Source organism: Pseudomonas sp. LFS074 (assembly GCF_047978165.1).
In the GTDB taxonomy this organism is placed as follows: Bacteria; Pseudomonadota; Gammaproteobacteria; order Pseudomonadales; family Pseudomonadaceae; genus Aquipseudomonas; species Aquipseudomonas putida_P.
This window is the reverse complement of the sequence record NZ_JBFPFV010000002.1, coordinates 552,722-574,429: the sequence shown is the minus strand read 5'-3', so window position 1 is coordinate 574,429 and position 21,708 is coordinate 552,722. Positions and strand designations below refer to the sequence as shown.

Genomic DNA, 21,708 nt, shown 5'->3' with positions numbered 1-21,708 from the left:
CTGTCCTGCCCTGTGTGGCGAGTAACCGGGCCCTGGTCGTCGTCCACGACCAGGCCGCGACACCCAAGACTGTTACCCCTGAATGTTTTGCGTAAGGAGAAAGCTATGTTGATTCTGACTCGTCGGTGCGCCGAGAGCCTGATCATTGGAGACGGCGAGATCACCGTGACGGTGCTTGGCGTCAAAGGCAACCAGGTGCGTATTGGCGTCAGCGCCCCGAAAGAAGTGGCTGTGCACCGCGAGGAAATCTACCTGCGGATCAAGAAAGAGAAGGACGAGGAGCCAAGCCTTTAATTTTTTTGAAGTTTTTTTCAAAAAAAGGGTTGCAAACGAGGAAGAGCCTGTTTAATATTCGCCTCGTGTTGCGGTGAGGTGGCCGAGTGGCCGAAGGCGCTCCCCTGCTAAGGGAGTATACCTCATAAGGGTATCGGGGGTTCGAATCCCCCCTTCACCGCCATTATTCGCTTAGGGCGCTGTAAACAGTAAGAACGCTAAGTAGTTGATTTTAAACGAAAAAGTTCTTGCAAAAATGTTTCAGCGACCTATAATGCGCGGCAAGACACGGACTCATAGCTCAGCTGGATAGAGTACTCGGCTACGAACCGAGCGGTCGGAGGTTCGAATCCTCCTGAGTCCGCCACTTTTGAAGTGGCTTTGTTTGCAAGGCTGCTTCAAACAACCAGTGGTAATCTGGTCTAAAACTACCATCGCGGACTCATAGCTCAGCTGGATAGAGTACTCGGCTACGAACCGAGCGGTCGCAGGTTCGAATCCTGCTGAGTCCGCCACTTTTTGAAGTGGCTCTGCTTGCAAAGGCACTTCAACCAACCAGTGGTAACCTGGTCTAAAAAATACCACCACGGACTCATAGCTCAGCTGGATAGAGTACTCGGCTACGAACCGAGCGGTCGGAGGTTCGAATCCTCCTGAGTCCGCCACACCAAATCAAGAAGCCCGCTCAAATGAGCGGGCTTTTTGTTTTTCTGCGCCAATGAATTGTTGGTGATGTCGATCTAAGCTCTTCTGTAGATTGAGCCTGTGCCTTTGGGGCCGCTGCGCGACCCTTTCGCGACACAAGGCCGCTCCTACAGAAGTACGCGATCCCTTGTAGGAGCGGCCTTGTGTCGCGATGGGCTGCAAAGCAGCCCCAGTATCGATCAGGCACCGCATACACATCCAGGCACACAACAAATGTAACTTGACCGCCAGACCCACCGTCGCACTGATAGCTTCGAGCGTTGTCCCAGCTTTATCACGCAAACGATTGTTCTGGCCAAAATTTTAAGCGATCTGACAGCTTTAGCAGTGTATGATTGCGCCCGTCAGCCCCGCCGGGGCTTGTGGAAAACCACCATGGACTTACCCAGTAGTTACTCGCTAACAAGATTCATACAGAAAGATCTGACCGATTGATTCTCCCGGCGTGCTCCGCTGCTGGGAGTGGAGTTCGCCTATGACTGAAGTAGAAGTAAAAAAAGCGCAGGAAAGCCTGCAGGACCGCCTGGCCCAGGTGGTCGAACTGCTGCAACGCCAGCGCGTGGTCGAAGACCTGACCCACCGTCAGGAAGGCGCCCACAACGACCTGGTGGAAAACCTGGTCCACCGCCAGAACCTCGTCGAGCTGCAGCGCAAGCTCGATGACCTGCACCCCGCCGACATCGCCTACATTCAGAACATATCGATGAGCCCCGCCGAGACCGCCTTGACGACCGCCTGCACCTTGTTGGTCGCGCCAAGCTTCACGAGGACGTTGTTGACGTGAAAAGTCACCGTCCGCTCCGCGATGCCGAGGATCTGACCGATCTCGCATGCCGTCTTGCCTTCGGCGGTCCAGCACAGCACTTCGCGTTCCCGCGCCGTCAGCACGACGCTTGCCGCTGGCGCGAGCTTCGGCACCATGAAGCCGCTCATCAGCGAATGTGACAGGTTCGCGAGCCAGTGGGTCTGCAGCGTGAGCATGTCGATTTCGGCAGGCGTGAGGCGATCCGCATGGCGCGCGATGCTCAGCAGGCCGAACGCGCCGCGCGCGGCCCAGCTCGACTGCGCGATGCCGACCGACAACCCGGCCTCGCGCGCATCTTCCCACAACGGGCATGGCGCGACCTCGTCGACGTCCGGCCAGACGATCATGTTGGTGGTGAGCGCACCGTCGCGGACCGTCGAATCGATCTTGATGTAGTCCTGCGCCTGATAGTGCGCCATCCAGCCGTCCGGATAGGTGTCGAAGATCGCGACGGCCGATTTCGACACGGGCAGCGGCACCCGGATTCCGTAACAGCAGTATTCGAAGCCCAGGCGCTTCGAATACGCGGCGATCCGCTGGAAGAGCTGCTGCTCGTTCTCCGCGGCGCTGAATTGATGGTAGGCGTCCTGCCAGCGCAGCTCCATCCTCGAAGCCTTGCCTCTGGAAGACCGCCTGACGGTCTGGCAGCTGGTGCGCTCGGATCGCGATGGCGACATCCTGCTGGAAGTGTCCGACGCCGTGCGGCAATCGCTGATCGCCGACATGGACGATCACGAACTGCTCGCCGCCGCCAAGGAAATGGACGCCGACGAGCTGGCCGACCTGGCTCCTGAGCTGCCGCGTGACGTTGTTCACGAGCTGATGGAAACCCTCGATGCCCAGCAACGCGAGCGCGTGCGTTCGGCGCTGAGCTACGACGAGGAGCAGGTTGGTGCGCTGATGGACTTCGAGATGGTAACCATCCGCGAAGACGTCAGCCTGGAAGTGGTGTTGCGCTACCTGCGCCGCCTGAAAGAGCTGCCGAACCACACCGACAAACTGTTCGTGGTCGACTATGACGGCATTCTCAAGGGCGTATTGCCGATCAAGCGCCTGCTGGTCAATGACCCGGAAAAGAAGGTGGCGGAAGTGATGGCGACCGACCCGGTCTCCTTCCACCCCGAGGAAGATGCCTATGATGCGGCGCAGGCCTTCGAGCGTTATGACCTGGTATCTGCGCCGGTCGTGGACAAGAACGAACGCCTGATCGGCCGCTTGACCATCGACGAAATGGTCGACCTGATTCGTGAAGAAAGCGAAAGCGAAGTGCTGAACATGGCCGGTTTGCGCGAGGAAGAAGACATCTTCGCCTCGGTCTGGCGTTCGCTGCGCAACCGCTGGGCCTGGTTGGCCATCAACCTGATTACTGCTTTCGTTGCGTCGCGAGTGATCGGCCTGTTCGAAGGTTCGATCGAGAAGCTGGTGGCCCTGGCTGCGCTGATGCCGATCGTGGCGGGTATTGGTGGCAACTCCGGTAACCAGACCATCACCATGATCGTGCGCGCCATGGCGCTGGACCAAGTGTCGCCGGGCAACACCAGCCGCCTGATGCGCAAGGAGCTGGCGGTATCGCTGCTCAACGGCCTGATCTGGGGCGGGGTGATCGGCGCGGTGGCGTTCTGGCTGTATGGCAGCTGGTCGTTGGGCCTGGTGATGACTGCGGCGATGACCTTGAACCTGCTGTTGGCGGCCTTGATGGGAGTGTTGATCCCGATGACCCTGACGCGCCTGGGACGCGACCCGGCGATGGGCTCCAGCGTGATGATTACCGCGGTGACCGACAGCGGCGGGTTCTTCATCTTCCTCGGGCTGGCCACGCTGTTCCTGCTGTAGCCCGCGGTCCCCAAACAAACGGATCGCGTCTCTTGCAGGATCACCATCCACAAAAAAGCCAGCTTACGCTGGCTTTTTCATGTTCGGCTGCAAACCTCAGGAGGCGTCGGTAGCCATTTCCACATCGTGAGCGATGAGGGCGACCAGCGCGTTCTGCTGGCGGTGCGACAGTTGGCGGAAGCGTTGCAGCAACTCGCGTTCATGCAGGGACAGTTCAGGGCTGTCCAGGCGCATGCTCAACTCGTCACCCAGCGCACCTTCCTGGATAAGGCTCTGTTCCAGGCGCGCGATGATTTCGGAGTTCATGCTGCGGTGATGGTTGCGCGCTACCTCGGCAATGCGCTCACGCATCCCGTCTGGCAGGCGGACGACGAACTTGTCAGCGGTGCGGCTCGAATAAATAGCCTGTTTCATTGGGCGCATATAAATTGACCGGATTTTGGTTCAGGGGAAGCGGTTCTCAAATTGGCCGCACGGGGTGGTAGTACGACCGTGGCGACGACGAAATGTTCAACCGTCTGTGAAAAATGGATGCTCATCTTGCCTCATGGTCGCCGTTTCCTTGGCGTCAATTCTGTGACAAATAGTGAGCCGGATAAAGGCTTTGTGCCAGTACCAATTATCAGAAATGAGTACTGGTTTGAAAAGTTTTACATGTTCCGACTTGTCCAATCGTCAGACTTTTGCCGTCAAAAACTGGTAAAAAGCAGCAAAAGGCTGGGAAAGCCCCTAGAATGTGCCGGTTTCCCTCCATAGAGCATAGTGGCTATGCAACATGACGCAAGCGACCGCCAATCAGGGACAGGTCGGTTGATATATCTGGTAGGACCGTCGGGTTCCGGGAAAGATTCCCTGATCGATGCTTCTCGTGAGCGATTGGCAGCCGCCGGGGTGGAAATCGCCCGTCGCGTCATTACCCGGTCGGCCGAAGCCAAGGGCGAAGCCGCCCATGGAGTCACGGCCGAACAGTTCGAAGCACTGCGCGCGCAAGGCGCGTTCGCCATGCATTGGCGAGCCAATGGCCTGGATTACGGCATTCCACTGCAGGTGGACCAGTGGCTGGCGGAGGGCAGGGCGGTGCTGGTGAATGGTTCGCGGGCTTATCTGGCCGAGGCGCGTCGGCGCTACCCGAACCTGTTGGCAGTGCTGGTCGAGGTCCGGCACGAGGTGCTGCGCGAGCGCTTGGTGGCCCGCGGCCGGGAAAGCGCAGAGGAAGTCGAGCAGCGCCTGGCACGTAATGCTCGCTTGCAGGCGCTGGCCGATCCGTCGCTGCATGTGCTGGACAACTCCACCACCCTGGAAACCGCGGTCGCGGCATTGTTTGCGCTGCTGCGTGATGAAGGCGTGCTGCCGCAGGTGTAGCATTGGCAGAAAAGGATTACGCGAAAAAGCCCGCATGAGGCATGACAAACGCCAGCATGCTGGTTAACATGCTGGCCGTCCTGCTGTGCAGCGTCCGCTGCCGGTACTTGCGTCTCAGTAGCTCAATTGGATAGAGCATCCCCCTCCTAAGGGGAAGGTTGCAGGTTCAATTCCTGCCTGGGACGCCATTTCCTATTCCCTGTCGCGTATCGGTGCCGCCATCGGCACCTACCTGGTGCCCACGTCGCTGTAGTCGCTCGGCATTGCCAACACCATGATCGTGGCGTTTGGCATTTCAATGGTCGGGCTGCTCTGCACCTGGCTGATGGCGCCCGAGACACGCTCGCTGGACCTGGCCAAGGCCAGCGCGGTCTGATACTTCAAGAAGCCGCCGAGCTGACGCTGGCCGTGTAGGAGCGGCCTTGTGTCGCGAAAGGGCTACATCCCCAAATGCTTCAAGGCCCACAGCACTCCCATGCCCACAATCAGCGTCAGCATCGTGCTGCGCGTACGCCACGCCACCAGCGCGGCCAGTATCGCCGCTGGTATCTGCGGGTTCATCCAGTCGAACCCTGCCTGCCGGTCGGGGAATACCACGGCCGGCAGTACCAATGCCGCCAACACGCTGGCCGGCACATACGCCAGGGCGCGGCGAAACAGTGGGGGGATGCGCAGCACCGTGTGCAACTCGATGAACGACAGGCGGATGGCGAAGGTGCCCAGGCCTATCAGAATGAAGGTTATCCACTGGGTCGTTTCGCTCATGATGCTTCCTGCTCGGTATTGGCGTCTGCCACGGTTTGCTGTTTTTGCCAGCTCTCGATGGCCAGCCCGGCGATGATGCCGCCCAGCGCGCCAGCCAGCAGGCCGAGGTTGTAGGGCAGGTTGGCGGCCAGCACGGCGAGCACGCCGCCGGTCAGCGCTGCGCCAAGCGTGGCCGCATTGCGAATGCCGGGTATCAAAAGGGCCAGGAATGACAATGGAATGGCAAAGCCCAGCGACCAGTCTTCAGGAATGCTCGCGCCCAGGTACATGCCCGCCAGCACCGAGAGGTTCCAGCCGAAGAACATGGTGATTGCCGTACCGGCATAGTAGGGGTAGGCATACTGCCCGAGCCCGCCCGAGCCCATCTTCAGCGTGCACAAGGCGAAGGACTGATCTGACAGCATGTACGCCATCGGCCACTTTTGGCGGCGCGGCAGCTGGCCCAGGTGCGGGGCCAGGCTGGCGCTGTACATCAGGAAGCGCAGGTTGATCACCAGCGCGGTGACCACCATGGTCACCGGCAGGGCGGCGCTTTGCATCAACTGCATCACCACCATTTGCGCCGAGCCGGAGTAGAACAGCAAGGTCATGCCGATGGCATCGGTTGGCGACAGGCCCATGCCGATCGCCGTGACCCCGGTGATCAGGCCGAAGGGCACGATGCCGGAGGTCAATGGCAGGGCGCTGTGGGCACCTTGCCTGAACGCTTGGGTCCCGTTTGGATACGGCATTTGAAATCCTTGAAAGAGTGCAGACGGTGCAAGGGCGGTACGTCCACGTTAATGCGCGCGACAGTTGGCCTCAACGTCAGATTTCTGGAATAGTAGGCCTAAAAAAAATAGGCCTTAAACCGTGTACCTCGATACTCCTACCCGGCACTCGCTGCAGCTCAATGCCCTGCGTGCCTTCGAAGCGTCAGCCCGCCTGGGCGGTTTTGCCCGTGCCGCACTCGAGCTGAAGGTGACCCCGGGGGCCATCGCCGCCCTGGTCAAGACCCTGGAAAGCGAATATGGCGCAGCCTTGTTCGAGCGCCATGCCAAAGGCGTGCGCCTGACGCCCTTGGGTGAAAGCGTGAAAGGCCAGTTCACCGAGGCGTTCGACGCGGTCGAAGCCGCTGCACGCACACTGCGCCGCCTGGCCGCACCGCAGCGGGTGCATATCGTCACATCGCCTGCCCTGGCGCAGTTGTGGATAGGGCCACGCCTGCCGGAACTGACCCGGTTGCTGGCACCCATCGAGATCTCGGTGACGGCGGTGGATGAGCCGCCCAACCTGAAACGCAGCCCGTTCGACCTGTGCCTGTTCTACACCGAAAAGCCCGAGCGCTGGCAACGCAGGATAGCCACGGAAGAAGTCCTGCCCGTGTGCGTGCCGGCCCTGGCCGCCAGCATCGCCAAGCCCGAGGACCTTGCCGACGCCCGTTGCATCGCCGATGTGGGCTGGAACGACTGGGCGGTGTGGACGGGGGCGGTGATGCCCGGGCAAGAGTTCGTTGCCCGTGGGCCGGGTTTTTCCCTGTACTCGATCGCCCTGCAGCAAGCCTTGCTGGCCGCCGGGGTGCTGATAGGGCGCAGAAGCCTGGTACAACGCTACCTCGACAGCGGCGAACTGGTCGCCCCCATCGACCGCGCGGTGCCACTGGGCATGACCATCGCCGCATGGCGGCTGCCGGGTGCCAAGGGCAACCAGGTGGTTGCCGCAGTGGAGGAGGCGCTGTTGCAGTTGGCTTGAGCGTCCTCGATCCATGCCTGTCCTCAGCGCCGCAAAAACAGGGCGTCGGGGCTATTCTGTTCGGGTGCGCCAGGAGCCAGGGAGAGCGTCCATGAGTCAGGAAACCCGGCCGGTACCCGCCGGCTTCAGTGAACAGCAGTTGCATACGTTGTTCGATCTGATCAGCGATGGTATCTGGGACTGGAATGCCAATACCGGCTACGTCTATCGCAACCCGGGCTGGTACGCCATGCTCGGCTACCCCAGTCACTCCATGGCCAACTCGGTGCTCACCTGGGAAAGCGTGATCCACCCGGAGGACTACTCGCGGGTGATGGCGCATTTCGAGGCGTACATCAACCAGCGCAACGAGCACTACCTGGTCGAATACCGCTGCCGTTGCCACGATGGCAGCTACCTGTGGATCGAAGACAGCGGCCACATCATCGCCCGTAACGAGGACGGCTCGGTGGCGCGCATGCTCGGTGCCCACCGCAACATCGACGCCAACAAGCGCCTGGTGGCGCAACTGGAGCAGAGGAACCAGTCGCTGGAAAGCCAGGTGGCCGAACGCACCCGCGAGCTGTCCTGGGTGAACCAGCAGTTGCAGCGGCAGCTGGATGAAAACCGCGAGCTGGCCGAGCGCGACGCGTTGACCCGCATTGCCAACCGCTATCGGCTGGAGAAGGCGCTGCAACTGGAGTGCGAGCGTGCCAAGCGCTTTCGCCAGCCGTTGTCGCTGATAGCCATGGACCTGGACGACTTCAAGCCGATCAATGACCGCTATGGCCATGCCCGTGGCGATGCGGCGCTGGTGCGGGTGGTCGACGTTCTGCATACCTGCCTGCGGCAGCAGGACCTGCTGGCGCGCTGGGGTGGGGACGAGTTCGTCATCGTATTGCCGCAGGCCTCGCTGGGCGAGGCGCTGGAGGTGGCAGCACGCTTGCGCCAGGCGATGGTGCAGGTGGAGCCGGTGGGCGATTGCCGGCTGACCATGAGTTACGGCGTGGTGCAATGGCAGGAAGGAGAGGACCAGCATGCACTGCTGGCGCGTGCCGACACGGCGCTGTACCGGGCCAAAGATGCTGGCAAGAACGCGATAGCCGAATAGGCCGCCTGGCGCAGATCCCCTGTAGGAGCGGCCTTGTGTCGCGAAAGGGCTGCGAAGCAGCCCCAGGGTTTCAGCGAGGATGCACAAATTGCCGGGGCTGCTACGCAGCCCTTTCGCGACACAAGGCCGCTCCTACAGCGGTCGCGCGAGCTTCAGCGTCTTGGACCGCCGTAAGGCCCGAATGAAAAAAGACCCGCAACGCCTTGGGCGCTGCGGGCCAAATCGGCCTGGGCCGCTTCAGTGTCAGATATGCAGGGCGTGGCCCAGGGCGCGCAGTGCCGCTTCCTGTACCGCTTCACCCAGTGTCGGGTGGGCATGGATGGTGCCGGCCACATCCTCCAGGCACGCGCCCATCTCCAGCGACTGGGCAAACGCCGTCGACAACTCGGAAACCGCCACGCCAACCGCCTGCCAACCCAGGATCAGGTGGTTGTCACGGCGCGCCACCACCCGCACGAAACCGCTTTTCGATTCCAGGCTCATGGCCCGGCCATTGGCAGCAAACGGGAACTGCGCGACGATGCAATCCAGCCCTTGCTGGCTGGCTTGTTCCGGGGTCTTGCCGACCACCACCACTTCCGGGTCGGTGAAACACACCGCGGCGATCGCGCTGGGTTCGAAACGGCGTGCCTTGCCCGCGATGATCTCGGCGACCATCTCGCCCTGGGCCATGGCCCGGTGCGCCAGCATCGGTTCGCCGGCCACGTCGCCGATGGCCCAGACATTGCGCATGCTGGTCTGGCAGCGCTCGTCGATGGCGACGGCGGCGCCGTTCATCTTCAGGTCCAGGCACTCCAGGTTGAAACCTTGCGTGCGCGGCCGACGGCCCACGGCCACCAGCACCTGGTCGGCTTCCAGGCGCAGTTGCCCAACCTGGCCATCACGGGCCAGCAGGCAGCCGCCTTCGTAACCCTCGACGCTGTGGCCCAGGTGCAGGGTGATGCCCAGTTTCTTCAGCGAATCGGCCACCGGTGCGGTCAGCTCGCTGTCGTAGGTCGGCAGGATGCGCTCGCGCGCTTCCACTACGCTGACCCGTGCGCCCAGCTTGCGGTAGGCGATGCCCAGCTCCAGGCCGATGTAGCCGCCGCCCACCACCACCAGGTGCTGCGGCAGGGTTTTCGGCGCCAGGGCTTCGGTCGAGGAAATGATCGGCCCGCCCAGCGGCAGCATCGGCAGTTCGACACTGCTGGAGCCAGTGGCCAGCAACAGGTGCTCGCACTGGATACGCTGGCCATCGACCTCGACCTGCTTGCCGTCGAGCACCTTCGCCCAGCCATGGATCACCTTGACCCCGTGCTTTTTCAGCAGGGCGGCGACGCCGGTGGTCAGGCGGTCGACGATGCCTTCCTTCCAGGCCACGCTCTGGCCGATGTCGAGGCGCGGCGAGGAGACGCTAATGCCCAGCTCCGACGGGCCGGCAAAGCGCGAGGTCTGGTGGAACTGCTCGGCCACGTGGATCAGCGCCTTGGACGGGATGCAGCCGATGTTCAGGCAGGTACCGCCCAGTGCCTGGCCTTCCACCAGCACGGTGGGTATGCCCAGTTGCCCGGCGCGGATGGCAGCCACGTAGCCGCCAGGGCCGCCGCCGATGATCAACAGGGTAGTCTGGATAGTCTGTTGCATGCTCACTCCACGAACAGGCAGGCGGGTTGTTCGAGCAGGCCACGCACGGCCTGGATGAACAGCGCGGCGTCCATGCCATCGACCACGCGGTGGTCGAACGAGCTGGACAGGTTCATCATCTTGCGCACGACGATCTGGCCGTCGATCACCACAGGCCGCTCGACCATGCGGTTGACGCCGACGATCGCCACTTCCGGGGTGTTGACCACCGGTGTGCTGACGATGCCGCCCAGGGCGCCCAGGCTGGTCAGGGTGATGGTCGAACCGGACAGCTCGTCGCGGCTGGCCTTGTTGTTGCGGGCAGCGTTGGCCAGGCGCGAGATCTCGCCGGCATTGCTCCACAGGCTGCCAGCTTCGGCATGGCGCAGCACCGGTACCATCAGGCCGTTGTCACCCTGGGTGGCGATGCCCACATGCACCGCGCCATGGCGGGTGATGACCTGGGCTTCGTCGTCATAGGTGGCGTTGATCTGCGGGAAGTCGCGCAGTGCCACGACCAGGGCGCGCACCAGGAACGGCAGCAGGGTCAGCTTGCCGCGGCTGTCGCCGTGCTTGCTGTTGAGTTGCTGGCGCAGGGCTTCCAGGGCGGTGACGTCGATTTCTTCCACATAGCTGAAGTGCGCGACCCGGCGCTTGGCGTCCTGCATGCGCTGGGCGATCTTGCGGCGCAGTCCGATCACCGGCACCTGCTCGCTGTCGGTGCGCTTGGCATAGCCGCTCGGCGCTTGTCCGCCAGTGCTGTGCGGCTTGCTCATGAAGGCGTCGAGGTCTTCGTGCAGGATGCGCCCGGCCGGGCCGCTGCCATGCACGTAACGCAGTTCGATACCGGCATCCAGGGCACGCTTGCGCACCGCCGGCGAGGCCAGCGGCTTGTCGCCTGGCTGGCGCGGCACGATCGGGGCTGCCTCGTGGTTGACGGGCGCCTGGCACGCGGCCGGTCTTGCTTCCTTCTGCGGCTCTGGCTTGGCGGCTACCGGGGCAGCGGGAGCCTCGATCTGTTCGCGCTTGGGCACATCCTGGGTGGGCACATCCACATGGTTGCCGCTGCCTTCCACTTCGATGCGGATCAGCTCGCTGCCGACCGCCATCACTTCACCTGGCTGCCCACCCAGGGCCAGCACCTTGCCGCTGACCGGCGAAGGGATTTCAACGGTGGCCTTATCGGTCATGACGTCGGCCACTACCTGGTCTTCGGCGATCATGTCGCCGACCTTGACGAACCACTCGACCAACTCGACCTGCGCGATGCCTTCGCCAATGTCCGGCATCTTGATGACGTGCGTGCCCATTCAGACCTCCATGACCTTTTTCAATGCCGCACCTACCCGCGAAGGCCCTGGGAAGTAAGCCCATTCCTGTGCGTGGGGGTAGGGGGTGTCCCAGCCAGTGACGCGCTCGATCGGCGCCTCCAGGTGGTGGAAGCAGTGTTCCTGCACCAGCGACACCAGTTCGGCGCCGAAGCCGCAGGTGCGGGTGGCCTCGTGTACCACCACGCAGCGGCCGGTCTTTTTCACCGACTCGACGATGGTGTCCAGGTCCAGCGGCCACAGGCTGCGCAGGTCAATCACCTCGGCGTCGACGCCGGTTTCTTCGGCAGCCACCTGGGCCACGTACACCGTGGTGCCGTAGGTCAGCACGGTCACGTCGTTGCCGGGGCGGGTAATGGCCGCCTTGTCCAGCGGCACGCTGTAGTAGCCATCGGGCACGGCGCTTTGCGGGTGCTTCGACCACGGTGTGACAGGGCGGTCGTGGTGGCCGTCGAACGGGCCGTTGTACAGGCGCTTGGGTTCCAGGAAGATCACCGGGTCATCGCATTCGATCGAGGCGATCAGCAGGCCCTTGGCGTCATACGGGTTGGACGGCATGACAGTGCGCAGGCCGCACACCTGGGTGAACATCGCTTCCGGGCTCTGGCTGTGGGTCTGGCCGCCATAGATCCCGCCACCGCAGGGCATGCGCAGGGTCAGCGGGGCGATGAACTCGCCGGCCGAACGGTAACGCAGGCGCGCCATCTCGGAAACGATCTGGTCGGAGGCCGGGTAGAAGTAGTCGGCGAACTGGATTTCCACCACCGGGCGCAGGCCGTAGGCACCCATGCCCACGGCGGTGCCGACGATGCCGCTTTCGGAGATCGGCGCGTCGAACACGCGGGACTTGCCGTACTTGTTCTGCAGGCCTTCGGTGCAGCGGAACACGCCGCCGAAGTAACCGACGTCCTGGCCGTAGATCACCACATTGTCGTCGCGCTCGAGCATGACATCCATGGCCGAGCGCAGGGCCTGGATCATGGTCATGGTAGTGGTGGCCATGGCGGTTTCCGGGTTGATGCTGTTGTTGTGGTCGTTCATGTCAAACCCCCAGTTCCTGGCGTTGACGGCGCAGGTGGTCGGGCATTTCCTTGTACACGTCCTCGAACATCGAGGCGGCACTCGGGATGTGACCGTTGGCCAGGGTGCCGTACTGCTCGGCTTCCTTCTGCGCGGCGATCACCGCGGCTTCCAGCTCGGCAGTGGTGGCCTGGTGTTCTTCCTCGGACCAGTGGCCGATCTTGATCAGGTGCTGCTTCAGGCGGGCGATCGGGTCGCCGAGCGGGAAGTGGCTCCAGTCATCGGCCGGGCGGTACTTGGACGGGTCGTCCGAGGTCGAGTGCGGGCCGGCACGGTAGGTGACCCACTCGATCAGGCATGGGCCCAGGCCGCGACGGGCGCGTTCGGCGGCCCAGCGCGAGGCGGCGTACACGGCGACGAAGTCGTTGCCGTCAACCCGCAGCGAGGCAATGCCGCATCCCACGCCACGGCCGGCGAAGGTGGTCGACTCGCCACCGGCGATGGCCTGGAAGGTGGAAATCGCCCACTGGTTGTTGACCACGTTGAGGATCACCGGGGCGCGGTACACGTGGGCGAAGGTGAGGGCGGTGTGGAAGTCCGACTCGGCGGTTGCGCCGTCGCCGATCCACGCCGAGGCGATCTTGGTATCGCCCTTGATCGCCGAGGCCATGGCCCAGCCGACCGCCTGCACGAACTGGGTCGCCAGGTTGCCGCTGATGGTGAAGAAACCGGCGTCGCGTACCGAATACATGATCGGCAGCTGGCGGCCCTTGAGCGGGTCGCGCTCGTTGGACAGCAGCTGGCAGATCATCTCGACCAGCGACACGTCGCGGGCCATCAGGATGCTTTGCTGGCGGTAGGTGGGGAAGCACATGTCGGTGCGGTTCAGCGCCAGGGCCTGGCCGCTGCCGATGGCTTCTTCACCCAGGCTCTGCATGTAGAAGGACATCTTCTTCTGGCGCTGGGCGACCACCATGCGGCTGTCGAAAATCCGTGTCTTGAGCATGGCGCGCATGCCCTGGCGGAGAACTTGCGGGTCGATGTCTTCGGCCCACGGGCCTTGCGCGTCGCCTTGCTCGTCGAGCACGCGGATCAGGCTGTAGGACAGGTCCGCGGTGTCGGCAGCGTCGACATCGACTGGGGGTTTACGGGCTTGACCTGCATCGTTCAGGCGCAGGTAAGAGAAATCGGTCTGGCAGCCTGGCCGGCCGGTAGGCTCGGGCACATGCAAACGCAGGGGGGCGTACTCGTTCATGCTTTTTACGCTCGCTCGGGTATTTGTTTTTGTGAGCTCTGAAGCGGCCGCCGCTGAGTACCGGCTTGTGACTGGTAGGTCAGCGTCCCCTACATCTTAGTGGGCCGGCAGGAGAATTTTTCTCTCAAGTTGATTGCCTTTGCGGAGCAGGGCAGATAAACATTCCGTATAAACACAAAAAACCGGTGATTTTGTCTCATGCGCAAACTCGATCGTACCGATATCGGCATTCTCAACAGCCTGCAGGAAAATGCCCGCATCACCAACGCCGAGCTGGCCCGCTCGGTGAACCTGTCCCCCACACCCTGCTTCAACCGGGTGCGGGCCATGGAAGAACTGGGGGTGATCCGCCAGCAGGTGACCTTGCTGTCGCCCGAGGCGTTGGGGCTGGACGTGAACGTGTTCATCCACGTGAGCCTGGAAAAACAGGTCGAGCAGTCGTTGCACCGTTTCGAGGAAGAAATTGCCGAACGGCCCGAAGTGATGGAGTGCTACCTGATGACGGGCGATCCGGACTACCTGTTGCGCGTACTGCTGCCCAGTATCCAGGCGCTGGAACGGTTCCTGGATTACCTGACGCGGTTGCCAGGGGTGGCCAACATCCGTTCCAGTTTCGCCTTGAAGCAGGTGCGCTACAAGACGGCCTTGCCGCTGCCGGCCAATGGCATGACCTTGCGGGAATAGGTGTGGCCTGACTGATGATTTGGCCTTGGCAACGCCTCATTGATTCCATCAGGCAGGGCACCTCCTGGCAGGGTCTTCGCAGTGATGCTGGGTGTCAGGCTAGCCGGATGTTCTTCAAGTAGAACGTGAGTATCTGTCCCGGCGTTGCGCTTGCATTCAGAAATCTGTCAAAGGTGAGGGACAGGTCTGTGGATGCATCTTCAGGCCTTGTCGATGCCACACGATGGCCGTGTTTGTCGCGCAGGTAGAACGGAACTCTTTCGGCGCTGTTCAGGTCGCCGTTCCAATAATCTTGTGTATCGATTTTCCAGTAGTCGCCAAGGCCTGCCAGTTGCGGCTTGAAGTTTGCCACGGCATCCGTGACTCTGCCGATCACGCCTGTTCCATACAGGCCGAGCCAGCCTCTGGAATTTTGCTCAAGCCTCGCGCCTGCGAATTTCCAGTGGTTGTTGCACGAGATGTAGTAGAGGTCCCGTCCCTTCTCCGATGTGATGTACTTGAAATCGAACGCGATACGTACGATCTCGTTCCGCGCATGCGCCTTTCGGTGATTATCGACACACAACCAGCCGTCCTCATCCAGCCATGTGAATGGGTGTTGCCCGACGGATGATTCTGCAACTACCACTCGGCCTGCATGGGTATGCAGTTCGGCGGTGAAGTCAGCTTTGATCATGTAACCTCCAGTCTCAGTTGCTCCCGGGATGGGAAGAGGCAAGCTAAACCTTCGGCTGGTGAACAATGAGATGGAAACGCTTGGAGCGCAGCTTGGTCCCATGATGCAAGTGCATGATCACGACATGACCGACACTGGACGCGCCCTTGATTCACGATTTGTCAGGCAGGGGACTGCGCCGCAGCAATTTTGCTTTTATGCTTGGCTGCAACCCATCGCCACCTGACCCGGGAGCCGCAAGGGACCTATGCGAAATATCTGGAAGCCGTTTCAGTCGTTGTATTTCGCCGCGCTGATGATGTTGATCGGCTCGGGCCTGCTCAGTACCTACCTGGCCCTGCGCCTGGCAGCCGATCATGTCGACAGCCTGTGGGTGGGTGCCTTGATGGCGGCCAACTACTTTGGCCTGGCGGTAGGCGGCAAGGTCGGCCACCGGTTGATTGGCCGGGTAGGGCACATTCGCGCCTATGCCACTTGCGCCGGCATCGTCGGCGCGGCGGTGCTCGGCCATGGCTTGACCAGTTGGCTGCCGGCCTGGGTCGGGCTGCGGATGATCGTCGGCCTGGGGATGATGTGCCAGTACATGGTCATCGAGAGCTGGCTGAACGAGCAGGCCGACGTGAAGCATCGCGGCGCGGTGTTCAGCGGCTACATGATCGCCTCGTACCTGGGCCTGGTGCTCGGCCAGCTGATCCTGGTGGTGCACCCACAGCTTGGCCTGGAGCTGCTGATGCTGGTGGCCATGTGTTTCACCCTGTGCCTGGTGCCGGTCGCCATGACCCGGCGCATACACCCCGCACCGTTGCGCCCGGCCCCGATGGAGCCGAAGTTCTTCATCAAGCGCGTGCCGCAGTCGCTCAGCACGGTGCTGGGTTCGGGGCTGATCGTCGGCTCGTTCTATGGCCTGGCGCCCTTGTATGCCTCCAGCCAGGGCATGACTACCGAGCAGGTCGGTCTGTTCATGGGTAGCTGCATCTTTGCCGGCCTGCTGGTGCAGTGGCCGCTGGGCTGGTTGTCTGACCGCTACGATCGGGCAGTGCTCATCCGCAGCGTGGCGGTGGGGTTGGCGCTGGCCTCGGCGCCGCTGGCGATGTTGCCCAGCGTGCCGCTGGAGTTGCTGTTCGGCATAGGTTTCGTGATTTCGTTGCTGCAGTTCTGCCTGTACCCGCTGGCGGTGGCGTTTTCCAACGACCATGTGGAAAGCGAACGGCGGGTGTCGCTGACCGCGATGCTGCTGGTGACCTACGGCGTGGGCGCGTGTATCGGGCCGCTGGCGGCAGGCGTGCTGATGAAGGTGCTGGGCCCGCAGATGCTGTATGCCTTCTTCGTGTTCTTTGCCCTGGTGCTGGTGTGGCGCATTCGGCCGAAGGCGGTCACCGGGCTGCACCAGGTGCAGGATGCGCCTTTGGGCCACGTTGCCATGCCGGCTGCCGGTTCGCCACTGTCGGCGGCGCTGGACCCACGGGTGGATGAGCAGACGGTACAGGAGGTGATGCAGGCACCGGTGGCGGCGGAGGATACCGAGGCGGAAGAGAAGGGGGCTGACAAGGAGCCTGAGCCGGAAGGTGAGGTCAGCAAGTCGGTGTAGGCCTGTGCCGGCCTCTTCGCGGGCACGCCCGCTCCCACAGCGACCGCGCCGGGTTCGAAGCATGCGCTGTACCTGTGGGAGAGCTTTCGCGTAGATAACTGGATCTGCAAGCAGTACGCGTACCCTGTGGGAGCGGCTTTAGCCGCGAAGAATCCAACGCGGTGCATGGCACCGGCTGCGCCGGTGTTCGCGGCTAAAGCCGCTCCCACAGAGTCCCTGCTAATTCAATGAGTTATGTGCAGTTCTGTGGGAGCGGGCGTGCCCGCGAAGAGGCCGGCACAGGAGAAGCACAAATGAAAACGCCACCTTGATAGGTGGCGTTTTTGTACTCGACCGACGATCAATAGTCGTCCTTGTCGAACCGCCGCGCTTCACGCTGCAACTGGTACACGAAGCTCTCGACCTTGCGCTGCGCCTGCCCGGTAAAGTTATGGAAGCGCACGCCGGCAAAGGTGGTGTTGATCCGCTCTTCATAGTGCAGGTGGCGCAGCTCGACCATGGTGTCGACCAGGCCCAGCGGGTTGCCCGCCTTGAAACGCTCGTACACCTGGCCCAGTTGCAGGCGATCCTCGACATTGCCTTCGAAGCGCAGTTTGCAGCCGGTGGCGGAGATGTCCAGCAGCTTGCCACGCAGGGCGCCGTTGCCCTTGAGGTGGGCACCATCGAGGATGACATCGACCAGCTGCGACAGCTTCAGCGCGGCGCGGAACGCATTGCGGCGCTGGTGGTAGGTCATCTCCAATGGCATGGCGCCGCGGTAGCAGCGGTTGCCGTCGACTTCGCTGATCTTCAGCTCGTGGTTGCAGTCCCAGGCGATGCGCACGCCATCGTGGAAGCCTTCGACGCGGAAGTGTTCGCCGTTCTCGATGAACTTTTCACCGTCGCGCGGGATCATCTCGTCCAGCGCCAGGGTGTTGCTTTCACGGTCCACGTGCACCACGTAGCTCTGGAAGCGCTGGCTGCGGTCGTGGAAGGTGATGATCAGGGGGTCGTGGCTTTCCTGCAGCTGCCGCAAGTTGGCCGCAATCTCCAAAGGGGTGTTCAGCACCTTTGGCGGCTGCGGGGCATCGGATTCATTGAACACGGCTTATCGTTCTCCAGGCAAAAGCGACACACGCAATTAACGGCATTTTGCCAGTATGTTCCGTGCCTTGATAGAAAAAATCACACTTGGCTGAGCGCCCGTGGCTTGGCCAGTGGCGAGGTGCTGCCGCGGCTGTCGTAGAGCGACGGAGAATCGCCGCCCATGAGGATCCGGATCTGGTTGTTGGTGACGTGTTGCTGCACCTGGATGATCCGGCCATTGGTCTGGTTGACCTGCTGGCAGTTGTCCATCAGCTGCGAGAGCATGTCGAGCCGCTGCAGCATCGCTTCGCCATGGGGCGATTGCGCAGCCACCGCCTGCACACCGGCCCGATCGGCGCTCAGGCCCAGGCTGCCGAGCAACTGGCTGCGGCGCTGGCCGTGCTGCTCGAGCAAGATGATCAACGACTGCTTGCGCGCCAGGATCTGTTCCAGCAGCGGCATGTCGCGGCCATGCAGGGCGATCGCTTCCTTTTGCAGAAGGTCAAGCAGTTCCTGCATGGGGGCAATGTCATCTTCGATCAGTTGCAGCAAGGTGGTGTCGTGCATGGCTAACTCTTGGCTTTTCTAGCGTCCGTGAAGTCAGCGCGCCGAACGGTCAGCGCTGGGCTTCGAAATCGAGCAGTTTGCTGGCGACCCGGCCGGCATCGACCTGGTAGCTGCCGTCGGCGATCGCCTGTTTCAACTGGGCCACACGGGCACTGTTGACCACTGGCTCGTCGCGCAGCTTGTCGCTGATCTTCTGCAACTGCTGGGCCTCTTGGCTGAGGTGTACCGCTTCTCCGCTGGCGCTGGTGGCGGTTGCCGCTTCCTGGCTGGCTGCCGGTTTTTCGGCGCTGCCGTTCGCGGTGTTGCCGCGCACGCCGCCCGTGACGGACGGAGAGTTATTCAAACGACTGAAGTCGATGACCATGATCAGAAACCTCTGGGTATTTGGACGCTTGCCTTGTTTTCGGCCAACCCGAAAGAAACTTTAGGCACAAATGCATAGCCGCCTGTCAGCAAGCTCGCGAACCCGTTTTCTGACACAGTTTAGGAAAAGCGGTTCCTCACCGCCAGCGCAAATCAATGGGCTGGCTACATACTTACTTCGACCTGGCCGGGGCCGGTCACCCTGGCCTTGATCACCCGTTTGGAATTGAGGTTGCGCACCCGGATCTGTTCGCTCAGGCCGCCCTTGCTCAGGGCTTCTCCGGGCATGCGCACACTCAGGCTGCCACTGCGGGCGATGATCACCACGTGGTCGCCCTTGCGCACTACCTCGGCCTGTTCCAGGTGTTGCGGGGTGAGTACCTGGTCGATCACCGTGGGGCGCAGCATCTTCATGCCTATCGCCTGTTCCAGTTCGGTCAAAAAGCCTTGGCCCAGGGTGCCGACATCGCGCTCGCGCAGGGCCACGTCGCCTTCGCCTACCACGTTGTCGCGCTTGAGCGGCCGGGTCACCACCACCACATCGCGGAACAGCCGCACGGTGGCCGGCACGAACACGGTCCAAGGCGCCGTGCCTTCGCAGCGTACCTTTACCGTGACGCGGCCCAACGGCTGGGCCGGGCTTTCCAGCGAGGCGTCCAGCTGCTGGCTGCACAGCGGCATGCGCAGGCGCGGGTCCAGCGGGTTGACCTGGATCTCGTAACGGCCGGCGGTCTGGGTGGTGGCCAGATAATCTTCGACGCTGAATTCAAGAAACCCTTGAGTGACACCGATAAGCTGTTCAGGCAAGGTAAACGCGTCCGCTACCGTGCGAACGCCGGGCACCAGAAGGCACAGCATGGCCAGCGAGCCAGGCAGCAGGCGCGTCAATCGTCGGAAAAATGTCGTTTTCGTGTACATGGCGCTCAAAAAAGCAAAGCCCGTGCCGACTCGCTACCTGAGTTGCAACGAAAGGCTGAAACATAAAGGAGTCTGGCATGGCAGGTGTTATGGATTCGGTCAACCAGCGCACACAGCTGGTGGGGCAGAATCGCCTGGAATTGCTGCTGTTCCGCCTCAATGGCGAGCAGCTTTACGGCATCAACGTATTCAAGGTCAGGGAAGTGCTGCAATGCCCTGCGCTGACCCTGCTGCCCAAGGCGCACCCGGTGGTGCGCGGTGTTGCCAATATTCGCGGGGCGACCATCCCGATCCTCGACCTGTCGATGGCCACCGGGTTGCGGCCGCTGCAGGAAGACACGCGCAACAGTTTCGTGATCATCACCGAGTACAACACCAAGACCCAAGGCTTCCTGGTGCACTCGGTGGAGCGCATCGTCAACATGAACTGGGAAGAAATCCATCCGCCACCCAAGGGCACCGGCCGCGACCACTACCTGACCGCGGTCACCCGGGTGGACAACCGCATGGTCGAGATCATCGATGTGGAGAAGGTGCTGGCCGAAGTGGCGCCGTCGTCCGAGTCGGTGTCGGCCGGGGTGATCGATGCCGAGGTGCAGGACAAGGCCGTGCTGTTGCGGGTGCTCACCGTCGACGATTCGTCGGTGGCGCGCAAGCAGGTCAGCCGCTGCCTGCAGACCGTGGGGGTCGAGGTGGTGGCGCTCAATGACGGCCGTCAGGCCCTGAACTACCTGCGCCAGCTGGTGGATGAGGGCAAGAAGCCGGAGGAAGAGTTCCTGATGATGATCTCGGACATTGAAATGCCGGAAATGGACGGCTATACGCTAACGGCGGAGATCCGCAGCGATCCGCGCATGCAAAAATTGCACATCTGCTTGCATACTTCGCTTTCCGGGGTGTTCAACCAGGCGATGGTCAAGAAGGTCGGTGCCGATGACTTCCTGGCCAAGTTCAAGCCGGACGACCTGGCCCAGCGGGTGGTCGACCGGATCAAGGCAGCGCATTGAAGCAGCCGGGGGCAGGCCCCCGGCACCAGTGATTTAAAAGAGGCGGCAGTAGTGTCTACGGGTAATTTGGATTTCGAACAGTTCCGGGTCTTCCTGGAGAAAGCCTGTGGCATCCTGCTGGGCGAGAATAAGCAGTACCTGGTTTCCAGCCGTCTCAACAAGCTGATGGAGCAACAGGGTATCAAGAGCCTGGGCGAGCTGGTGCAGCGCATCCAGGCCCAGCCGCGCGGCGGCTTGCGCGAGCAGGTGGTCGATGCCATGACCACCAACGAGACCCTGTGGTTTCGCGATACCTACCCGTTCGAGGTGCTGAAGAACAAGGTCATCCCCGAGTTCATCCGCAACAACCCCGGCCAGCGCCTGCGCATGTGGTCGGCGGCCTGTTCGTCGGGGCAGGAGCCGTATTCCATCTCGATGGCCATCGACGAATTCGAGCGCAGCAACCTCGGCCAGTTGAAGATGGGCGCGCAGATCGTTGCCACCGACCTGTCCGGCACCATGCTGACCAACTGCAAGACTGGCGAGTACGACAGCCTGGCGATTGCCCGTGGCTTGTCCCAGGAGCGCCTGCAGCGCTACTTCGACACCAAGGGGCCGGGGCGTTGGGCGGTCAAGCCGGCGATTCGCAGCCGTGTCGAGTTCCGCTCGTTCAACCTGCTCGACAGCTATGCCAGCCTGGGCAAGTTCGATGTGGTGTTCTGCCGTAACGTGCTGATCTATTTCTCGGCGCAGGTGAAGAAGGACATCCTGTTGCGTATCCACAGTACCTTGAAGCCGGGTGGGTATCTGTTCCTCGGGGCTTCCGAGGCGCTGAACGGGCTGCCGGACCATTACCAGATGGTGCAGTGCAGTCCGGGGATCATCTACCAGGCGAAGTAAGCACAAAGGCCGGCAGCGAAAGTTGCCGGCCTTTTTGTTTGCCTGTGCCGGCCTCTTCGCGGGTAAACCCGCTCCCACAGGTACCGCACCGACTTTTAAAGCTGTGCAGAACCCTGTGGGAGGGGGTTTACCCGCGAAGAGGCCGGCGCAGGAAAAATACTGACGTCAATTTTTTGTTTTGCCGCTTTTGCC

Annotated in this window: 22 protein-coding genes, 5 tRNA genes and 2 pseudogenes; 15 read left to right on the top strand and 14 right to left on the bottom strand. The window is 62.1% G+C overall.

Annotated features, from left to right (window positions below; genetic code table 11):
- Window positions 1-105: 105 nt before the first annotated feature.
- The 6 genes and pseudogenes from csrA to ACNQP3_RS20760 form a co-directional block, all read left to right on the top strand.
- A complete protein-coding gene (gene csrA / locus ACNQP3_RS20785) occupies window positions 106-294 on the top strand; it encodes a carbon storage regulator CsrA (RefSeq protein WP_003254503.1) in 189 nt (62 codons plus the stop codon).
- Between the two features lie 72 nt (window positions 295-366).
- Window positions 367-457, top strand: a tRNA-Ser gene (locus tag ACNQP3_RS20780).
- Between the two features lie 106 nt (window positions 458-563).
- Window positions 564-640: transfer RNA gene (locus ACNQP3_RS20775), tRNA-Arg, on the top strand.
- A gap of 71 nt (window positions 641-711) precedes the next feature.
- A tRNA-Arg gene (locus ACNQP3_RS20770) sits at window positions 712-788 on the top strand.
- Window positions 789-861: 73 nt separating this feature from the next.
- A tRNA-Arg gene (locus ACNQP3_RS20765) sits at window positions 862-938 on the top strand.
- Between the two features lie 515 nt (window positions 939-1,453).
- Window positions 1,454-1,708 (top strand): annotated as a pseudogene (locus ACNQP3_RS20760) (magnesium transporter); the annotation flags it as partial.
- On the opposite strand, the gene ACNQP3_RS20755 reads toward ACNQP3_RS20760, so the two are convergent.
- Window positions 1,669-2,388 (bottom strand): autoinducer binding domain-containing protein, encoded by a 720-nt coding sequence (locus tag ACNQP3_RS20755; RefSeq protein WP_243567400.1) that lies wholly within the window; start codon window positions 2,386-2,388, stop codon window positions 1,669-1,671. The pseudogene ACNQP3_RS20760 and the gene ACNQP3_RS20755 overlap by 40 nt on opposite strands.
- On the opposite strand from ACNQP3_RS20755, the pseudogene mgtE reads away from it, so the two are divergent.
- A pseudogene (gene mgtE / locus ACNQP3_RS20750) lies at window positions 2,387-3,616 on the top strand (magnesium transporter); the annotation flags it as partial. The gene ACNQP3_RS20755 and the pseudogene mgtE sit on opposite strands and share 2 nt — an antisense overlap.
- Window positions 3,617-3,712: 96 nt before the next feature.
- On the opposite strand, the gene ACNQP3_RS20745 reads toward mgtE, so the two are convergent.
- Window positions 3,713-4,039 carry an Arc family DNA-binding protein gene (locus tag ACNQP3_RS20745; RefSeq protein ID WP_012273554.1) on the bottom strand — a complete coding sequence of 109 codons (327 nt, stop codon included), beginning with the start codon at window positions 4,037-4,039 and terminating at the stop codon, window positions 3,713-3,715.
- A gap of 345 nt (window positions 4,040-4,384) precedes the next feature.
- On the opposite strand from ACNQP3_RS20745, the gene phnN reads away from it, so the two are divergent.
- Both phnN and ACNQP3_RS20735 read left to right on the top strand, forming a co-directional pair.
- Window positions 4,385-4,978, top strand: coding sequence for a phosphonate metabolism protein/1,5-bisphosphokinase (PRPP-forming) PhnN (gene phnN / locus ACNQP3_RS20740; RefSeq protein WP_264316440.1), 594 nt, complete (start codon window positions 4,385-4,387; stop codon window positions 4,976-4,978).
- 111 nt (window positions 4,979-5,089) lie between these two features.
- A tRNA-Arg gene (locus ACNQP3_RS20735) sits at window positions 5,090-5,166 on the top strand.
- A gap of 40 nt (window positions 5,167-5,206) precedes the next feature.
- On the opposite strand, the gene ACNQP3_RS20730 is transcribed toward ACNQP3_RS20735, so the two are convergent.
- From ACNQP3_RS20730 to ACNQP3_RS20720, 3 genes are read right to left on the bottom strand one after another with little or no spacing between them, the layout of a single operon-like run.
- Window positions 5,207-5,362 (bottom strand): hypothetical protein, encoded by a 156-nt coding sequence (locus tag ACNQP3_RS20730; RefSeq protein ID WP_413470052.1) that lies wholly within the window; start codon window positions 5,360-5,362, stop codon window positions 5,207-5,209.
- A 54-nt stretch (window positions 5,363-5,416) separates the two neighbouring features.
- Window positions 5,417-5,743 carry an AzlD domain-containing protein gene (locus ACNQP3_RS20725; RefSeq protein ID WP_025340115.1) on the bottom strand — a complete coding sequence of 109 codons (327 nt, stop codon included), beginning with the start codon at window positions 5,741-5,743 and terminating at the stop codon, window positions 5,417-5,419.
- Window positions 5,740-6,474 (bottom strand): AzlC family ABC transporter permease, encoded by a 735-nt coding sequence (locus ACNQP3_RS20720; RefSeq protein ID WP_264316439.1) that lies wholly within the window; start codon window positions 6,472-6,474, stop codon window positions 5,740-5,742. Before ACNQP3_RS20720 ends, ACNQP3_RS20725 begins: the two co-directional genes overlap by 4 nt.
- Before the next feature lie 121 nt (window positions 6,475-6,595).
- On the opposite strand from ACNQP3_RS20720, the gene ACNQP3_RS20715 reads away from it, so the two are divergent.
- Both ACNQP3_RS20715 and ACNQP3_RS20710 read left to right on the top strand, forming a co-directional pair.
- On the top strand, window positions 6,596-7,474 hold the full coding sequence (locus ACNQP3_RS20715; protein ID WP_264316438.1) for a LysR family transcriptional regulator: 879 nt from the start codon (window positions 6,596-6,598) through the stop codon (window positions 7,472-7,474).
- A gap of 91 nt (window positions 7,475-7,565) precedes the next feature.
- The gene (locus tag ACNQP3_RS20710; protein ID WP_264316437.1) at window positions 7,566-8,564 is read left to right on the top strand and encodes a diguanylate cyclase; all 999 of its coding nucleotides are present in this window, start codon (window positions 7,566-7,568) and stop codon (window positions 8,562-8,564) included.
- 243 nt (window positions 8,565-8,807) lie between these two features.
- On the opposite strand, the gene lpdA is transcribed toward ACNQP3_RS20710, so the two are convergent.
- From lpdA to ACNQP3_RS20690, 4 genes are read right to left on the bottom strand one after another with little or no spacing between them, the layout of a single operon-like run.
- Window positions 8,808-10,187: a dihydrolipoyl dehydrogenase gene (gene lpdA / locus ACNQP3_RS20705; RefSeq protein WP_264316436.1), complete on the bottom strand. Its 1,380-nt coding sequence runs from the start codon at window positions 10,185-10,187 to the stop codon at window positions 8,808-8,810.
- A 2-nt stretch (window positions 10,188-10,189) separates the two neighbouring features.
- Window positions 10,190-11,476 carry a dihydrolipoamide acetyltransferase family protein gene (locus ACNQP3_RS20700; protein ID WP_264316435.1) on the bottom strand — a complete coding sequence of 429 codons (1,287 nt, stop codon included), beginning with the start codon at window positions 11,474-11,476 and terminating at the stop codon, window positions 10,190-10,192.
- On the bottom strand, window positions 11,477-12,535 hold the full coding sequence (locus ACNQP3_RS20695) for an alpha-ketoacid dehydrogenase subunit beta (protein ID WP_013973637.1): 1,059 nt from the start codon (window positions 12,533-12,535) through the stop codon (window positions 11,477-11,479). It abuts the gene before it with no gap.
- A 1-nt stretch (window position 12,536) separates the two neighbouring features.
- Entirely contained in the window at window positions 12,537-13,769 is a 1,233-nt protein-coding gene (locus ACNQP3_RS20690; RefSeq protein ID WP_085614551.1) for a 3-methyl-2-oxobutanoate dehydrogenase (2-methylpropanoyl-transferring) subunit alpha, read from the bottom strand.
- 198 nt (window positions 13,770-13,967) lie between these two features.
- Here ACNQP3_RS20690 and bkdR point away from each other — a divergent pair, with 198 nt between their 5' ends.
- Window positions 13,968-14,453 (top strand): Bkd operon transcriptional regulator BkdR, encoded by a 486-nt coding sequence (gene bkdR, locus ACNQP3_RS20685; protein WP_012273540.1) that lies wholly within the window; start codon window positions 13,968-13,970, stop codon window positions 14,451-14,453.
- Window positions 14,454-14,547: 94 nt separating this feature from the next.
- On the opposite strand, the gene ACNQP3_RS20680 is transcribed toward bkdR, so the two are convergent.
- Window positions 14,548-15,129 (bottom strand): hypothetical protein, encoded by a 582-nt coding sequence (locus tag ACNQP3_RS20680; RefSeq protein ID WP_264316434.1) that lies wholly within the window; start codon window positions 15,127-15,129, stop codon window positions 14,548-14,550.
- A gap of 247 nt (window positions 15,130-15,376) precedes the next feature.
- Between ACNQP3_RS20680 and ACNQP3_RS20675 the strand changes: the two genes are divergently transcribed.
- Window positions 15,377-16,717, top strand: coding sequence for an MFS transporter (locus ACNQP3_RS20675; protein WP_003257254.1), 1,341 nt, complete (start codon window positions 15,377-15,379; stop codon window positions 16,715-16,717).
- 340 nt (window positions 16,718-17,057) lie between these two features.
- Here the strand turns inward: ACNQP3_RS20675 and ACNQP3_RS20670 are convergent, their stop codons facing one another.
- The 4 genes from ACNQP3_RS20670 to flgA all read right to left on the bottom strand — a co-directional run bounded on the left by ACNQP3_RS20670 (window position 17,058) and on the right by flgA (window position 19,630).
- On the bottom strand, window positions 17,058-17,801 hold the full coding sequence (locus ACNQP3_RS20670; protein WP_264316433.1) for a flagellar brake protein: 744 nt from the start codon (window positions 17,799-17,801) through the stop codon (window positions 17,058-17,060).
- An 80-nt stretch (window positions 17,802-17,881) separates the two neighbouring features.
- Window positions 17,882-18,349, bottom strand: coding sequence for a flagella synthesis protein FlgN (locus tag ACNQP3_RS20665; protein WP_061304389.1), 468 nt, complete (start codon window positions 18,347-18,349; stop codon window positions 17,882-17,884).
- Between the two features lie 49 nt (window positions 18,350-18,398).
- Window positions 18,399-18,713: a flagellar biosynthesis anti-sigma factor FlgM gene (flgM, locus tag ACNQP3_RS20660; protein ID WP_025340104.1), complete on the bottom strand. Its 315-nt coding sequence runs from the start codon at window positions 18,711-18,713 to the stop codon at window positions 18,399-18,401.
- 164 nt (window positions 18,714-18,877) lie between these two features.
- Window positions 18,878-19,630, bottom strand: a complete 753-nt coding sequence (gene flgA / locus ACNQP3_RS20655; RefSeq protein ID WP_264316432.1) for a flagellar basal body P-ring formation chaperone FlgA — start codon at window positions 19,628-19,630, stop codon at window positions 18,878-18,880.
- A gap of 77 nt (window positions 19,631-19,707) precedes the next feature.
- On the opposite strand from flgA, the gene ACNQP3_RS20650 reads away from it, so the two are divergent.
- A complete protein-coding gene (locus ACNQP3_RS20650; protein ID WP_013973629.1) occupies window positions 19,708-20,637 on the top strand; it encodes a chemotaxis protein CheV in 930 nt (309 codons plus the stop codon).
- A 51-nt stretch (window positions 20,638-20,688) separates the two neighbouring features.
- Window positions 20,689-21,516: a protein-glutamate O-methyltransferase CheR gene (gene cheR, locus ACNQP3_RS20645; protein WP_015271244.1), complete on the top strand. Its 828-nt coding sequence runs from the start codon at window positions 20,689-20,691 to the stop codon at window positions 21,514-21,516.
- Window positions 21,517-21,708: the final 192 nt, after the last annotated feature.